10 protein-coding genes are annotated in these 16205 nt (G+C 29.4%); 2 read left to right on the top strand and 8 right to left on the bottom strand.

What is annotated here, in order from left to right:
* Window positions 1-183: 183 nt before the first annotated feature.
* Window positions 184-1257, top strand: a complete 1074-nt coding sequence (locus tag FNZ64_RS08200) for a PRK06851 family protein (RefSeq protein WP_423244942.1) — start codon at window positions 184-186, stop codon at window positions 1255-1257.
* Between the two features lie 335 nt (window positions 1258-1592).
* Here FNZ64_RS08200 and FNZ64_RS08205 read toward each other — a convergent pair whose 3' ends face one another.
* The 5 genes from FNZ64_RS08205 to FNZ64_RS08225 all read right to left on the bottom strand — a co-directional run bounded on the left by FNZ64_RS08205 (window position 1593) and on the right by FNZ64_RS08225 (window position 10325).
* Window positions 1593-3731, bottom strand: a complete 2139-nt coding sequence (locus FNZ64_RS08205) for a HelD family protein (protein ID WP_142414310.1) — start codon at window positions 3729-3731, stop codon at window positions 1593-1595.
* 81 nt (window positions 3732-3812) lie between these two features.
* Window positions 3813-4907 (bottom strand): mandelate racemase/muconate lactonizing enzyme family protein, encoded by a 1095-nt coding sequence (locus FNZ64_RS08210; RefSeq protein WP_142414311.1) that lies wholly within the window; start codon window positions 4905-4907, stop codon window positions 3813-3815.
* 222 nt (window positions 4908-5129) lie between these two features.
* Window positions 5130-6521: a dipeptidase PepV gene (gene pepV, locus FNZ64_RS08215; RefSeq protein ID WP_142414312.1), complete on the bottom strand. Its 1392-nt coding sequence runs from the start codon at window positions 6519-6521 to the stop codon at window positions 5130-5132.
* Window positions 6522-6663: 142 nt separating this feature from the next.
* Window positions 6664-8595 carry an OPT family oligopeptide transporter gene (locus FNZ64_RS08220; RefSeq protein ID WP_207705521.1) on the bottom strand — a complete coding sequence of 644 codons (1932 nt, stop codon included), beginning with the start codon at window positions 8593-8595 and terminating at the stop codon, window positions 6664-6666.
* A gap of 251 nt (window positions 8596-8846) precedes the next feature.
* On the bottom strand, window positions 8847-10325 hold the full coding sequence (locus tag FNZ64_RS08225) for a leucyl aminopeptidase (protein WP_142414314.1): 1479 nt from the start codon (window positions 10323-10325) through the stop codon (window positions 8847-8849).
* A gap of 520 nt (window positions 10326-10845) precedes the next feature.
* Here FNZ64_RS08225 and FNZ64_RS08230 point away from each other — a divergent pair.
* The gene (locus FNZ64_RS08230) at window positions 10846-11919 is read left to right on the top strand and encodes an HD-GYP domain-containing protein (RefSeq protein WP_142414315.1); all 1074 of its coding nucleotides are present in this window, start codon (window positions 10846-10848) and stop codon (window positions 11917-11919) included.
* Window positions 11920-12017: 98 nt separating this feature from the next.
* Here FNZ64_RS08230 and FNZ64_RS08235 read toward each other — a convergent pair whose 3' ends face one another.
* From FNZ64_RS08235 to FNZ64_RS08245, 3 genes are all read right to left on the bottom strand, one after another.
* A complete protein-coding gene (locus FNZ64_RS08235) occupies window positions 12018-13910 on the bottom strand; it encodes a type IA DNA topoisomerase (protein ID WP_142414316.1) in 1893 nt (630 codons plus the stop codon).
* Between the two features lie 11 nt (window positions 13911-13921).
* Window positions 13922-14536, bottom strand: coding sequence for a 3'-5' exonuclease (locus FNZ64_RS08240; protein WP_142414317.1), 615 nt, complete (start codon window positions 14534-14536; stop codon window positions 13922-13924).
* A 227-nt stretch (window positions 14537-14763) separates the two neighbouring features.
* Window positions 14764-16200, bottom strand: coding sequence for a spore germination protein (locus FNZ64_RS08245; protein WP_142414318.1), 1437 nt, complete (start codon window positions 16198-16200; stop codon window positions 14764-14766).
* Between the last annotated feature and the right edge of the window lie 5 nt (window positions 16201-16205).

Below are 16205 nucleotides of genomic sequence, written 5' to 3' on the forward strand. Positions count from 1 at the left end.
CATTAAGAAATTTACATACAATATACTGTTTTACAAATTTAAAGTTAACACAGTATATTGTATCATTTATTTCTAGTGCAACAGCTCCTTTTTAATAATATATTTAAAATATAGTAAACAATTTAAAATTGCACAAATATAATGTTAGTGATACAAATTTATGGAGTGTGATTTTTTTTGAATATGAGAAATAAACGTTTCTTTTTAGGTGGTAATACCCCCTTAGGGTTTTACTCCTTTTTTTCAGAGGTAATTCCCCTAGAAAAAGCAAATAAAATTATATGCTTAAAGGGTGGTCCAGGTACAGGAAAATCTTCACTTATGAAAAAACTAGGAGAATACTATAAAAATTTAGGACATGATGTAGAGTTTTATCATTGTTCTTCAGATAGTGATTCTTTAGATTGTATTTTAATAAAGGACTTAAAGGTTGCTATTTTAGACGCAACAGCACCACATATTACAGATCCTAGAGCTCCTGGTGCTATAGACGAAATAATTAATTTAGGAGAGTTTTGGGATGAAGCAGGCATAAGGCAAAATAAAGAACAAATTTTAAATATACAAAAATCAATTTCTAAGACCTTTAAAAGAGCCTATAAATATTTTGCTGCTGCTAAAATTATTCATGATGATTGGAGTGAAATGAATAAAGAAGCCTTAGACCTTAATAAATTTAATTTTTTAAGGGAAGATTTAAAAAATAGGATATTTAAACAACCTATTTCTTCCTTAGGTACTTCCAGAAACTTATTTATAACAGCTTTTACCCCTAAAGGTGTTGTAACTTTTCTTGATGAGCTAATAGATAATTGCGAAAGTACTTATGTTCTAAATGGTCCACCTGGAACAGGTAAAAGTGAAATTTTAGAATACCTTAGAGATGAAGCATTAAAAAGAGGTTTTAATGTTGAAGTGATGCATAACCCAATTTCACCTACAAAAATTGAGCATTTGTATATTCCTGCTTTAAACTTAGCTATAATAAGTTCTAATGAAATAAATCAAAATTTATATAAAGGTCATCAGATTTATATGGAGAACTATTTAGATTATAATATTATAAATTGTTCTAATGAAAAAATTATAAATGCTAAGGATTGTTTCTATACTCTTTTAAATAAGGGGCTTTCTATATTAACAGAGGCTAAGAAATTACATGATGATATTGAGAAATACTACATTCCTAATATGGACTTTAAAGAGATAGACAAGGTATATGATGAGATAATAAAAAAAATAAGTAATATGTACTAAATCTTTTATTATTTAAGTAAAAGATATTTTTAAAAATAACCGAAAAAATTGATGTCTATACTTTAATAACTCCATAGTATAGAATAACAGGTAACAACGTATATGTTTAAAAAACAATATTTATTAATTTGCTATGAATAAAACCATGTATAAAAGGAGTTTTAAAATGTCCTTTACAAAGGGTACACTTTATTTCTCCTAATTTATACATGGCTTTTATTATATATATGTTAAATTTTTATAATACTCTTTTATAGCTCTATTAGTCTTATGATTTTTGCTAATTTTATTAGCTTTTTAGTCTTATAAGTTTTACTTATATTGTAGGTATTTACTTATTTCAGTTTCAATACTGATAATTTGTGAAGAGCTCTTGTAGACATTATATAGTTCATTTTGCCACTATTAATATATTTTGATGCTGTTTCTTTTCTCTCATCCATAATAAACACAACACCATCAAACTCTAGACCTTTTGCAAAATATGAAGGAATAATTACAAGTCCACCTTTATATATTAAATCATCACTATCTAATAATCTTATGTGAACCTTATGTTTTATACTCTCATGTATTTCTCTACACTGATTTATATCCTTGCATATTACAGCTACACTTTCATAGCCCTCTTCTTTATATCTTAAAATTCTTTCTAATATACATTCTTTTAGAACTTCCTTTGAATGAACTTGTTTTTCCCATACCTTATCACCACTTCTAACTAGTGGAACTATAGTATCCTTCTCTAAAAACTTATTAGCATATTCCATAATTTCTACTGTAGACCTATAACTTTTATCTAAATTATAATGTTTTATATCTAAATCTTTATATATACTATTTAAGTTTTCCATAGGTAGTTCACCTTCTAGTGGAAGTATTCTTTGATTTTTATCTCCTAAGATGGTAAAGGCTGATGCGCCAGTAATCGCTCTAATAACCATAAATTGTAGTTTACTTAGGTCTTGTGCCTCATCAATAATTACATGCTTTATCTCATCCTTTATCTTATAATCTTCTAACTTTATTTTAAGATATAATATTGGTGCTAGGTCTTCTGGGGTAAGCTTTTTATACTTATTAAACTCATGGTATAAAGATACTACATCTTCTGTATCTAACCAGTTTAAGGACTCCTTAGTCTTTACAAAATCTTTTATAACTTCTCTTACAAGATTTTTTCTCTTAAATTCTAGATGATTTTCATTAAGTTTTAATTCCTCTTCAGAAAGAGATTTGCATTTTTCATCATATGATTTGTTTATACTTCTTACTTCCTCATCTCTAAAGTCCTTTAATCTTGCTATTATTATTCTTTTTATCTTTGAAACTCTCTTATATAGAGGCATATATTTATAGTGATTATTATATAATTCATCTATTTCTTTTTCACTAAAAACTTGTTTTTCTCTAAATTCAACCTGTCTAGGTTTAAATTTATTTTCTTCTAAGTATTTTATAAGGTTATTTAAAGCTTCTATATATTCTTCTGAATTTTTATAAAGAAAATCCTCAGTTAAATCTTCTTCACCCTTTATAATTCTTTCAAAATACTCTTTATGAGGTATTACTTCCATATCTAGATTTAAAAGCTTTTCTGCCATGTCCCAAAAGGTATCTTGCTTTACTGCAGTTTCTCCTAGGCTAGGCAACACATTGGATATATAATCCATAAATATGCCATTAGGCCCTAGGATTAGAATTTTGTCTTCTAATTTTTTTCTATTGTTATATAGAAGGTAAGCAACCCTATGTAGAGCAATAGTTGTTTTACCGCTACCTGCAACTCCATTTACAACTATTGTCTTTAAGTAGGATTCTCTAATTATAGAATCTTGTTCTTTTTGTATGGTCATTACTATATCAGTAAGTTTATCACTAGCATTTTTAGAAAGAACCATCTGTAATATTTCATCTTTTACATCTAAGTCTGAATTAAACATACCCTTTAAAATTGAGTTTTTAATTATATACTGCCTTCTTCCCAATATTTCAACTGGTATTTCTGCTTTTGGTGCCTTATACTTAGCTTCACCAACCTTACCTTCATAAAAAAGAGAAGAAACTGGCGCCCTCCAGTCTACTATAATAGGCTCAAAATCTCCTTCTTTTATTAGTCCAAACTTACCTATATATATATTTTCTATGCCATACTCTTCTTCCCTAAAATCTATCCTTCCAAAGTAAGGTGATTCCTTTAAAGTAGTAAGTTCTTTTAATCTTCTATCCATATAATTGAAGGCTTCTTCTGTAACAAACTTTTCATGATCGAAGTACTCAATAACCTTATCTTCATCATCTCTATACTCTTCTATGAACTTCTTTCTATACTCTAGTAATTCACCTATAAAATTCTTTCTCTTTTCTACTACCTTTTTTATTTCCTCATCTATGATAGTAAGAGTATCTTTTAGTTTTTCCTTTTCTATTTGAACTTGGATTTCTTTTTCTAATTCTTTTTTTACTTCATCCATTAAGCCTATCACCTCATATATACTTAAAATCTTGGTTGAATTATTTTACCAAAGATTTTGGATTTATTCAAGTTAATAGTATTATTCTATCTTCTCCCATCCCTTAACTTCTTCTATGCCTAAGCCTGGTTTATCTGAAAGAGTTAAAATATCATTTTTTAACTCTACCCCACCTTTTATAGACTCTTGTGAAAACATAAGCATGGTATCTAAATCAGCTTTAATCATATTATGTTTTGCTACTGCGAAGCTTGCAGCTGCAGTAATACCTATTTTACTTTCTGTCATACATCCCATCATACATTTTATTCCCATAGTCTCTGCCATATTATAAATCTTTATAGCATTATGGAAACCACCACATTTCATTAATTTTATACTAATTAAATCTGCAACCCTATTTTTAATTATTTTAAATGCTTCTGGTGCTCCCATTACAGCTTCATCTGCTAATATTTCAGTTTCTACATTGTCTGTGACATACTTTAAGCCTTCTAGATCCCAAGACTTAACTGGTTGTTCTACAAACTCAATATCTAGTCCCATATCTTCTATTCTTCTTATAATTTTTACTGCCTCTTTAGGTCTCCACCCTTGATTAGCATCTATTCTTATGGTAGTTCCTCTTTTTATAGCTTTTTTTATAGCAAAAACCCTATCAAGGTCTCCTTCTACGTCATCATTATATCCTATTTTAATTTTTAAATTTCTGCAATCAGCCATACTAGCCTCTACAGATTTTGTAACCATTTCTTCAATGGTTCCATAATTAATAGTTATATCTGTACCAATAGATTTTGAGAATCCACCAAATAATTTATAAAGAGGTATATTATATTTTTTACCGAACAAATCATAGATAGCCATATCAATAGCTGCTTTTGCAGAATTGTTATTTACTAAATTTCTATTTAATATAGTCATTATTTCTTCTCTGCAATCTATGCTCTTACCAAGGATTAAAGGCTTTATAAATTTAATAGCACCTATTATAGAAGATTCTATTTCTCCAGTAATTTCAGCTGTGGTTACTGCACTTCCTATGCCTATTTCACCATCTTCTGTTATAAGTTTTATTACAATTTCTTTTGGATCTTTAATTTCTCTTCCTTGTTCTTTGTAACTTCCTATTATAGGAAGATTTATTTTCCCTATTTCTAAATCTTTTATTTTCATATTAATATTTAGTAAAAAACAAAACTGTAAGTAAAGTATAAGTAATTCTATAGTTTATTACAGATCTAATTTTTACTAAACTTCCCCCCCTCTATTTTTTAATAGTCCATTTAAACTTTAAATAAGCATGCAAAGTTTAAATTGCATGCTTATTAGATATATTGTCCTAAGTCTATTATAATACTTAATTATAACATTTACCCATAATATTTAATTATACCACTATTTAGCTAATTCATATAGTGCATGAGCATATATTTTAGCATTTAAAACTAAATTATCTAAGGTTATAAACTCATTTGGCTTATGAATACAATCTGGGTCTCCTGGGAACATAGGTCCAAATGCTAGTATGTTAGGCATTTCCTTTGCATATGTTCCTCCACCAATTGAAATTAGCTCTGCTTCTTTTCCGGTTTGCTCTGTATAAACCTTTTGTAATGATTTAACTAATGGATGTTCTGGTTCAAAATAAAGAGGTTCTTGGTGTGAGAAATTCTCTACTTTTAATCCAGTACCTTCAATAGTCTTATTGAAAGGTTCCATCATATCATCTAATTTCTTAGTTACAGGATATCTTAAATTTAATGTTAAAACAGATTTTTTACTATCCATTTTTATTACTCCAGTATTAAATGAAAGTTTTCCTGAAACTTCATCTTCTAGGCAAACTCCAAAGGATTCTCCATGGAACTCCATACCAATATGATCATTTAAGAACTTAACATAATCTGAAACTTCTTTATTAGAAATTTCTAAAGTTCCTAGGAAAGCAAATAATTGCATAATAGCATTTTTACCTAATTGTGGAGTACTTCCATGAGCAGATTCTCCCTTAGATTTTATAACTACCATACCATCTTTTTCTTCTGCACATAGTTCATAAGATTTTTCCTTTGCAAAAGCTTCTAACTTTTCAATTATGCATTTAGCATCTTTAACTTTTAAATGAGCTTCACAGTGGTCTGGAACCATATTAGATGCCTGACCGCCAGTAATGCTTTCTATAACTATATCTCCCTCTTCAGAAGATTTAAATTCCTTTATAAGATCAAAAGAAGTTAATCCCTTTTCTCCATTAATTAGAGGATATTCAGCATCTGGAGTAAATCCAGCGACTGGTGCCTTTTCTCTTTCTAAATAGTATTCTAATTCTTTACTACCAGTTTCTTCATTGGTACCAAAGATTATTCTTATTCTCTTTGAAGTTGAAAGTCCTAAGTCCATTATAGCTTTAGCTCCAAATAAAGCTGCTACTATAGGTCCCTTATCATCTGTTGTTCCTCTTCCATACATTTTCCCATCATGAATTTCTGCTCCATATGGAGGGTATATCCATCCTTCTCCTTCAGGAACAACATCTAAATGTCCTAAAGCAGCTACATAGTCTTCTCCCTCTCCCATTTCAGCATATCCAACATAATTATCTAAGTTTACAGTTTTAAATCCTAATCTTTTCGCAATGTCAAGTGCACATGCTAATGCTTTTGCAGGATCTTCACCAAAAGGCATTCCCTCTTTTGCTTCACCCTCAAGACTTTTAATCTTGATTAACTCTGCCGTACTATTAATAAGGTCTTCCCTCATCTCATCAATCTTTTTATTTATATCCATAATCTTACCCTGAAATAAAAATAGTTAAATTTTTATTTCAAGTTCCCCCCTTTCTTATAAAAGAAACTATATACTTTGAGTATAGACTGTAAAAATATAAAAATCAACCATTTAATTTCTATGATTCTTCTATATTTACATTTTATCGTTCTCTTTCTACTCTTGTGGAAAATCTATAAATCCAAAGTCCAAATAAGAAAAATATTATGGTAGCAAACCCTGAATTACCTGTTAACATAGGATATACTTTTTTTCCAAAGGCTATATCTATATTTAATGTAGCAAAAATAGCTATAATAATACCCATTAAAGCATCTCCTGCAACTATACCAGAAGATAATAGTATTCCTTTTTCTACTTGTTCTTTCTGTTGTTGTTCCTTATGTTTAAACTTTTTCTCTACCAATAATCTAACTATACCACCACAAAGTATTCCTGCATTTAAATGTATTGGAAGATATAAGCCTAGAGCAATTGGAAGTATTGGTAACTTTACAAGTTCACAGAAAATAGCTATAACTGCACCTACTATAACTAATATCCAAGGTAATTGCCCTGTCATAACTCCCTTTACAACTACAGCCATTAATGTAGCTTGGGGAGCTGCAACGTCTTTTGTACCTATTCCGAAAGTACTATGAAGCATTAATATTACCATTCCAGAAAACACTGCAGAACATATAAGTCCTAAATACATACCTATTTGAACACTTTTAGGTGTTCCTCCAATAATGTATGTAGTTTTTAAACTCTGAGCTGTTCCACCAGCTACGGCAATAGCAACACAAACTATTCCTCCAATTAGTATAGCTGTCATCATACCTTTATCTCCAACATTTCCTGTAAGCTTCAACACTGATGTAACTATTAATAAGGTAGCTATAGTCATCCCAGAAACTGGATTGTTAGAAGCACCTATTATTCCAACCATTCTTGCTGATACCACTGAAAAGAAAAATGAGAATACAACCACAAGTATTGACCCTAAAACGCCTACTTTAATACCTGGTAATAGCCATGAAAGCAAGAAAACTAAAATAGCAGAAGCTATAACCCAAGTAATAGGAGCATCTTTATCCATTCTTCTCTCTTCATGCTTTGATGCACCTTTACCTATACCAGACATAGCTGATTTAAATGACTTAAATATAGTAGGTAGTGATTTTGCAAGACTTATAAACCCACCAGTTGCAACTGCACCTGCACCTATATATTTAATGTAGTTTTTCCATATTTCCCATGCTCCCATATTTTTTATTAATTCTGTAGAAGGGAATATAGGACTAGCTAAGCCTTCACCTATATATTTTATTAAAGGAATTAATCCAAGCCAAGCTACTAGGGAACCTGCAAACATATATAGTGATGCTTGAAGTCCTACTATATATCCAACCCCCATTAAGGATGCAATAGTATCAATACCAAATATGGTACCACCAACAGGTTTTATAACCCATTCAGGTTCTTCTAACCAGAAACTAAAGCCACCAGATAATAATTTGTAAAGTCCTCCTCCTCCAAGACCAAGTAAAACGGTCTTAAAAGCGGAACCTCCTTCACTTCCTGTAACTAAAACCTCCGCTGCAGCCATGGCTTCTGGATATATTAAAGTTCCATGTTCTTCAACTATTAAAAATCTTCTTAAAGGAGTTACAAAGAAAACTCCAACTAAACCACCTATGGCTGTAACCATGAATATAGTACTTAATTTTAATTCTAAGCCCCATAAAATTATAGCTGGTAGAACGAATATTATCCCCCCTGCTATGGATTCACCAACAGCAGCAATAGATGATATCATATTAGATTCTAAAATATTATTTCTTTTAAATCCGAATTTTAATAAGCCTGTTGCTAAAATGGCACCTGGAATACCAGCAGAAATTGTAAGTCCCACTTTTAGACCTAAATAAGTATTAGCAGCAGCAAAAATTATGGCAAATAATATACCTATAATAAATGAAATTGCTGTACTTTCTGGCACTACTACATCGGAAGATATGAATGGTACATAGTCCTCACCTTTTATACCGCCGTAAGCAGTATGCGATAACTTTCTTTTTTCTTCCATGATTTCTCCTCCTTAGTTAGAATCAATATAATTACACAATAATACTAAATTAAATAATACACATAACTACTTAATCTTCAGTTAAAGAAAATGTAATTACACAATCTTTAGTTAAATATAACTCTAAGAAATTTAGATTAAAGCTTTATGTATAAATATTTTGTACTTAATTACAAAATATATACTAAAAAAACGTCGATTAACATTAATCGACGTTTTTTAGTATATTTATTTAAATCTCTACAACCAACTTTTTATGAATTCATAGACTTAGCTAAATAGTATAAAGTTCTAACTCCTACACCTGTACCACCTTTTGTAAAATAGCTCTCTTCACTATCTTTCCATGCAGTACCTGCTATATCCATATGAACCCAAGGTGTATCTCCAACAAATTCTCCTATAAACAATCCTGCTGTTATAGTTCCTGCCCATCTACCACCAATATTCTTTAAGTCTGCTATATCAGATTTTATTAATTTTTTATATTCTGGGAAATTAGGTAGTTCCCATACTTTTTCCCCTGACATATTTGATGCCTTTTTAAGGCTTTCTAAGAACTCATTATTATTTGTTACAAGTCCAGTTACATCCTTACCTAAAGCTACTAAGACAGCTCCTGTTAATGTAGCAATATCTATTACTTTTGTTACTTTTTCTTTATGGATTGCATAATAAACAGCATCAACTAAAGTAAGTCTTCCTTCAGCATCTGTATTTAAAACTTCTATAGTTTTATTTCCCATAGAATTTATTATATCTCCTGGTTTATATGCCTTACCTGAAATTAAGTTTTCACATGCTGCAACTACTGCAACCACATTTATCTTAAGCTTGCTTTTAGCAATAGCACTAATAGCTCCTATGACCGCTGCAGATCCTCCCATATCTGATTTCATTGTAACCATGCCATCAGTTGGCTTAATTGAGTATCCGCCGCTATCATAAGTTAATCCCTTACCTACAAATCCTAATATTTCTTCACTATCTTTATCTCCAAAATATCTCATAACTATTAATCTTGGACTTTTTTTAGATCCCTTAGCTACAGCTAAGAAGGCATCCATATGAAGATCTTCTATTGCATCCTCTTTTAACACTTCTACTTCAAAACCATATTCTTCTCCTGCTTTTTCTGCTGCCTTTGCAAGTTCATTAGGTCCTAGTATATTTGCAGGCTCATTTACAAGGTCTCTTGCTAAAATAGTTGTGCTTGCTAAAATTTCTGCCTCTTCTATAGCTAATTTAGCATCTTCAAAATCTATTTCATTATTAAAATTGATTAAGTTTAACTTATTAAGATGAAACTCTTTTTTCTTTGATAAATATTTTTGGAATGAATACTCTGTTAATAATGCCGCCTCAACAATGGACTTAACCATTCTCTTAACACAAACTTTATCTGATTTAAATAAGTTTAAGGTAATCTCTTCTTCCTTTATTTCATTTATCTTTCTTAAGGCTTTACCTAATGATAATCTTATTGTTTCACTATTTAATTCTTCTTGTTTTCCAAGTCCGAAGAACACAATTGGAAAAATTTTATCTTCTTTTAATATATTTATTGTAACTTGCTCTCCTATGTCACCCTTAAACTTTTTATTATTTATTAATCCATTAAGTATTTCTATATGTTCTTTTCCTACATGTGCATTTTGGTTTTCAGTAAATACCGGTATCAATATACCACCATTTTTGATTTCTTCCTTATTTTTAATGATTTCTATTTTCACAAAATCACCTCGTCTTAGATTTTATTGATTATTATTATTATATAATATTAATTCACAATATTCAACCTAAGTTTTAAATACTATATAAGTTTCCAAGTTGTCTTAAAATCCTTATTTTATATAAATTTTAAAACTAACTAATATATTACATTAAAATAAATCTATAAATCTAATAAATTTAAATACTAAATTTATTAGATTTATAGATTTATAGATTTAAAAATCAAATTAAAATATTAATTTTAATATACTTATAAATTATGTTATAATTAATAACATATACACTTTAATGTTTAAGTAATTCTTGGAATTACATGGAATATATTTGTAATACTTCTTAAATTCAGAGAGATTTTTACTTCAAGTAAAGCTTAAAAATTCTTATTAGGAAACTTTACTAATTCTTTGCTCCATTTTAAACAGCAAGGGGTATTGGAGATAAAAGTCATGAGGTGAAGATTCCTTCTTTCCATGTATAACTTTGGATTGCTTATAAATTAATCTTTATAAGGAGAGGTTTATGGGTAAAGAGGATTATGTTTTAGTTAATAGTTTTGACTTAAAAGAAGGCATGATTATAGCTAAGGATGTATTTATGGGGGAAACTAAGCTTTTAAATAAACATACTGAACTTAATCAAGCCTTAATTGAAAAACTTAATAATATTTTTTCTTACAACAGCGTGCCTGTTATATTATCTTCATTTTCTGCCTATGATGACAAAATTAATGATATTTCAGAAAAAACTAAATTTTTAGAAAGTGAAGCTATATTTGAAAGCATAAGCGCTAGTGTAGATGAGATTCTTTTTTCTTTAAAATTTACATCCCAACCAAAGTTAAACAATATACGGGAAGTTTCTAAGAACATAGTTAGTAACATAACTGATTATACCAATGCCCTAAAATCAATTTCTAATGAAAGGGAAGTTGATGAATATTTAGTAAGACACTCAGTAAATGTTTCTGTGCTAAGTTCTATGATGGGAAAATGGCTTAATTTTTCACAAAAGGATATTACTTTGTTGACCTATGCTGGTCTTCTTCATGACATAGGGAAAACTAAATTACCTCAAAAAATACTAAACAAAACTTCAAAACTTACTAAAGATGAATTTGATATAGTAAAAAAACATCCAATTATAGCTTATGAAATCATAAAAAAAATACCTTATATGGACTCTTCCGTATCTCTTGCAGTTTTAATGCACCATGAGCGAATTGATGGTTCTGGATATCCTCTGGGATTAAGAAGTAGTAATATATCAAATTTTGGTAAAATAGTTGGTATAGCAGACATGTATGATGCCATGACTTCTAATAAAGTATACGCTAAAAAAGTATCTGCTTTTAAGGCCTTAGACATTATGCAAAAAGAACATATAGATAAATTAGATTCTGTATATCTAAATGTTTTTATACAAAGAATAAGTGATTATTTTACTGGTGAAATGGTTAAATTAAATAATAATTCTATAGGTAAAATAATTAAAATGGATTTAAATAATATTTCAAAACCTCTTATTCTCGTGAAGGAAGAATTTATTGATTTAAAAGAGAGAGAAGATCTTCTAATAGAAGACATTTTAAATTAAATATACCTCAAAAGAAAGATGTTTTTATATCTTTTCTTTTGAGGTAATTTCTCTTTTAAATCTATTTCTCTACTATCCCAACTAAGTATTTGGGACCACTACTTAGTTTTAGTTGCTTTTGATGGTTCAATGTCCCTACTATCACAAATAAGTATTTTGGAACCTCTTTTTATTTGTTCCACACCTCTTCTAGTAAACTTGTAGATATAATTTAAAAATACATCTTTCTCAATTTTACCTTTTTCCATATCTGATAGAGCTTTTTCCATTCTTCCTGTATAATCTGTATCTAATAACTCTTTTATTGGAAAAGTTTCTATTAGATTTATTCCTTTTTCCGTTATAATAAGAGATTTACCCTTAGTCTTTATGTAACCTGCAGTTTTTAGCTTATTTATTATTTCTGCCCTTGTAGCTGCTGTGCCTATAGAATACCCACTTAAAACTTCAATGGTCGCCTCATCATTCTCTTCATTATTACTATCATTACTATCTGAATTTTTACCACAGGTTTCCATAGCTTTAAGTAAAGTCTTTTCTGTATGATGAGCAGGTGGTTTAGTTTTCTTACTCTCCATTTTTAAATTTATAACTTCTACTTTATCACCTTTATTTATTTCAGGTAAAAGTTCATCTTTCTTTTCGTAGCCCTCAAGCTTAAGCCAACCTTCTTTTAATAAAATTTTACCCTTAGTTGAAAATAATCTACTATATTTTTCGCCTTTTATGCATGTTACTATCTCTGTATGCTCAAATTGAGCTGGCTCCATAAATTGAGCTAAAAATCTATTTTTTATAGCCTTATATACTTTGCTCTCATCCTCTGATAAGCCCTTAGGCATTATGTATGTTGGTATTATAGCACTGTGGCTCTCTACTTTATCATTATTAAATACTTTTTTACTCTCTGAAAATATTATTTCTTCTTTGAAAGGTATATCTTTTATAAGATTATTTAAAACCTTCTTTGCCTTGTCTTTTAAGCTTTCTTCTAAAGCTGTACTAGAAGTTCTTGGATATGTTATATATTTTTTTTCATATAAACTTTGGGCAACTTTTAATACTTTATCTGCAGTCCACCCTTTATATTTACTAGTTATATATCCCTGCAGATTTGTTAAGTTAAACAATGATTGTGGATAATCTTTTTTGAGCTCCACTTTTTTTTCTATGACTTCTCCATCTTTTCCTTCTAATTCCTTAATCAGTCTGTCTATACTTTCTTTTTTAGGAAACTTATCTAACTTTTCATGAAAGAACTTGCCTCTATACTCTCCTTTTTCTCCCTTGAAATCCGCATAAAGTTCAAAGTATTTTTCCGATTTAAACTTTTCAATTTTCATATCCTTGTCATATACCATTTTTAAAGTAGGCATCAAAACTCTTCCTACATTAAGTAAGTTTCCTTTTCCCCTACAATACTTCATAGTTGCAACAGAAGTAAAGTTTATTCCTATTACCCAATCTGTAATTTGTCTACTAATTCCTGCATCTTGAAGAAGTCTCATCTCTTCATTTTTCTTTAAACTATCCATACCACGCTTTATTTCATCTGGTGTCCATTCATTTATAAGTATTCTATATATAGGCTTTTTAACCTCTAAATAATCAAATATTAAAAGGGCTATGGTCTCTCCCTCTCTATCATAGTCTGTAGCTGATATTATTTTATCTACATCATCTCTACTTATTAACTTTTTAATAGTTTCCAGTTGCTTTTTAGCACCTAAATCTATGGCATTTTTATTTTTAGAGGAATTTTTAATTTTATATTGAAACTTAGAGGGTATATACGGAAATTTCTCCATACTCCAAAGTGCCATTTCTTTATTATAATCTTTACAATCATATAAAGTTAAAAGATGTCCAAAAGCCCATGTTATTATAAAATCTTTTCCTTCAATAAACCCATCTTTTTTTTCTTTACAATTTAAAGCATCTGCTATATTTCTTCCAACAGAAGGTTTTTCAGCTAAAATTAAAGTTTTCATAGGATCACCAACTATTTATTGAAAATTTCTAAAGCTTCACTCCAGAAGGGTGAATTCACTTTGGTTCTATTTTTTGATTTTAAGCAGCACATATACATGGCAGTAACATCATATCTTGCATCATGAAAGTCAATATCTTCACAACCAAACAACATTTTAGCCTTATCCATTATTAGGCTTTTATCTATATGATAGAAGTCTACTACTTCTTCTAACCTTGGATTTTTATATCCAACACCATTTCTTGATGGTAGTTTTAATATGTCTTTAAAGTACTGCATAGTACAAAACTCCTTTGAATATCCTGGTAATTCAAATATTCTTTGAAATTCTGCCTCTATGAACTTTTTATCAAAACCTATATTATGAGCTATTATAATTCCATCTTGAAGATCCTCTTGTATTTCAGGGGCTAAATCTGCAAAGGAAAATCCTTCAGATAAAATTTCTAATTTTTCTTTACTAAAGCCATGAACTTTTTCAGCCTCTATCTCAACGCTATCTACTGTAAAGAAATAATTTTTCATTCCAACTAATTCTTTATTTTCTTCTATAACATAAGTAAGCTGCGCTATTTGACCTGGTTTTAATCCAGTAGTTTCTGTATCTAAGAAAATACTCTTCATTATTATTCTCCTCTATAAAAAATTTCATATATCACAGTATTAATAATATCATGTGAAGTTCATATATGCAATTTTTCATGATATATTGAATATATGCAACTTTTCATAAAATATTGGTTTTACTTATATAATAGTAAATATTCATTTCTGTAACCAGAGTTATTGGCTTAAGAGGGGGTTTTTACTCCCTCTTAAGCTTAAAAGTCCTTATCCTAATATGATTATTTTCAGTTAGAGTTTTTTCTTTTTTTATTCTGTGGTCTTAAATAAGATTTTCTATATTTAAACATCTTAACATCACTAAGTAAAAACTTAAAAGTTTCTTTAAGGTTAAATGGTGCAATAGGTGCGCCATAAGGCACTCCTAAACTATCTTGTGAAATCATTTTTATTAGAATTAAAGTAATACCTATAATGTATCCATATAATCCAACAATACCCGATAAAATAATTAAGCAAAATTTAAGTATTATTATAGGTTCCATAAAGCTATAGTCTGGCAAAGCAAAGGATGACATGGTGGATAATGATACTATTATTACCATTAGAGGGCTAACTAACCCTGCTGCTACTGCAGCCTGACCTATTACTATGGTTCCCACAATACCTACTGCTGGACCTACAGCTTTAGGTAGCCTTAAACTAGCCTCTACTAATATATGAACAATCAATTCCATTATAGATGCTTCTAGAAATGCACTTACTGGAACATAATTTCTTGAGTACGATAAGGTTAATATATATTTAAAGGGCATAATATCTGAATTATATCCTACTATGCATACATAAAAAGCAGATGCCCCTAAATTTATCATAACAGAAATATATCTTATAATTTTTAATAGTACAGACATATAAGATTGTTGATAATGATCATCACCAGCATCAAAAAAATCCACAAAGGTACTTGGTACAATAAGAGATATTCCACTACCTTCTATTAATATGCATACAGCTCCTTCTAAAATGCTAGCACTTGCCTTATCAGACCTTTCAGCTAAGGACATAGTTGGAAATAGATTGAATTTTTTATCAGATAGAAGCTTTTGAATATACCCTTCTTCAAAAACTCCATCTATATCAATCTCTTCTAACTTCCTACTTAATTTATTAACATACTTTGGGTCTACAACTCCATCTAAATATACAAGAGCAACTTCTGTCTTAGTGCGTCTTCCTACTTCAGTTTTTTTTATTCTTAAGGAAGCATCTTTTACTCTATATCTTATTAAGGAAATATTAGTATCCATATTTTCTGTAAAAGCATCCCTTGGAACTTTTAAGCCATCTTGTAATTTAGGCCCTGATATCGCTCTCTTCTCAACTTCTTTTGTATTACATATTATATACTCTTCTTCCTCTATACTAAAAATAATTGAATATCCTTTTAACATATACTCCATTGCTTCACTAATATCACTCTTTATGCTGGCATTGTGTACAAGTACAATCGACCTATATATTTTTGAAATTGTAATATCCTCTTCCTTGCTCTCTAATAAGGGTTTTATAATATATTTAGATAATAATTCTGTTCCAGTTATTTCTGGTATATAACATACGAAAAATTTTATACCATTTTTCTCTAATTCCCTAAATCCAATTCCTAAATCATCTTCTTTTATAAGCTTTAAAAAATCTAAAACCCTCTTGTTTTCTTCCATTGTAG

This window comes from Hathewaya massiliensis, assembly GCF_902143515.1.
GTDB classification, from domain to species: Bacteria; Bacillota; Clostridia; order Clostridiales; family Clostridiaceae; genus Hathewaya; species Hathewaya massiliensis.

What these genes read in the sequence shown, in the direction of transcription:
- FNZ64_RS08200 (WP_423244942.1), top strand. Translation starts at nt 184, where the DNA reads ATGAGAAATAAACGTTTCTTTTTAGGTGGTAATACCCCCTTAGGGTTT.
- FNZ64_RS08235 (WP_142414316.1), bottom strand. Translation starts at nt 13,910, where the DNA reads ATGAAAACTTTAATTTTAGCTGAAAAACCTTCTGTTGGAAGAAATATA.
- FNZ64_RS08230 (WP_142414315.1), top strand. Translation starts at nt 10,846, where the DNA reads ATGGGTAAAGAGGATTATGTTTTAGTTAATAGTTTTGACTTAAAAGAA.
- FNZ64_RS08205 (WP_142414310.1), bottom strand. Translation starts at nt 3,731, where the DNA reads ATGGATGAAGTAAAAAAAGAATTAGAAAAAGAAATCCAAGTTCAAATA.
- pepV (WP_142414312.1), bottom strand. Translation starts at nt 6,521, where the DNA reads ATGGATATAAATAAAAAGATTGATGAGATGAGGGAAGACCTTATTAAT.
- FNZ64_RS08240 (WP_142414317.1), bottom strand. Translation starts at nt 14,536, where the DNA reads ATGAAGAGTATTTTCTTAGATACAGAAACTACTGGATTAAAACCAGGT.
- FNZ64_RS08210 (WP_142414311.1), bottom strand. Translation starts at nt 4,907, where the DNA reads ATGAAAATAAAAGATTTAGAAATAGGGAAAATAAATCTTCCTATAATA.
- FNZ64_RS08245 (WP_142414318.1), bottom strand. Translation starts at nt 16,200, where the DNA reads ATGGAAGAAAACAAGAGGGTTTTAGATTTTTTAAAGCTTATAAAAGAA.